Below are 503 nucleotides of genomic sequence, written 5' to 3'. Positions count from 1 at the left end.
GAATGCGCCACGGGCCGGTGAGGGCCTGTTCGGGCAGGGCAGCCCTGCGCTGCCCTGCCGTGATGGAGTAGATGAAACGGTCCGGCTGTGGCGCCTCGAAGGCCACAGCTGCTGCCCGCAGGGTGTTGGGCACCGCATCCCAAGGGCAGGCTTCGACAATGGGCTGCCAATGGCTAAGGTCCCTGTCCGTTTGGGCGTCCACGGTCCACACCCTTGTCATAGCCGCGATTCCGCCGGTGCGCTCCACCTTGATCTTCATCGCCTGGCCCCTGGGCTTCCATATGGCCCCGCACCGGTAAGCGGGCATCCGGGGCAGTGGCTAAACCTTGACCTTTACAGTTTCCCACGCCGCCCGTACAGCGTCATGCTCCCGGGTCTCCGGGCCGAACAGGTCGGCGGCAACACGTATCGTTGCCCGGGCAAAGACGGTGAACGTGGCGGCGGACGGCAACGAACCGTTGGTGAGTGTCTCGTACCAAATCCGGCCGGGCGCTTCCCAGGCG

At 66.0% G+C, this 503-nt stretch carries 2 protein-coding genes; both read right to left on the bottom strand.

The window, feature by feature from the left end:
- Positions 1-259: protealysin inhibitor emfourin (locus tag GVN67_RS29210; RefSeq protein ID WP_160000788.1), on the bottom strand; the 259-nt coding region annotated here is incomplete at its 3' end.
- Positions 260-319: 60 nt separating this feature from the next.
- Positions 320-503: M4 family metallopeptidase (locus tag GVN67_RS29205; RefSeq protein ID WP_200845453.1), on the bottom strand; the 184-nt coding region annotated here is incomplete at its 5' end.

It is taken from the genome of Roseomonas sp. 18066, assembly GCF_902706185.1.
In the GTDB taxonomy this organism is placed as follows: domain Bacteria; phylum Pseudomonadota; class Alphaproteobacteria; order Acetobacterales; family Acetobacteraceae; genus Pseudoroseomonas.
Note: the sequence above shows the minus strand (reverse complement) of the source record. Positions and strands in the feature narration are given on the sequence as shown.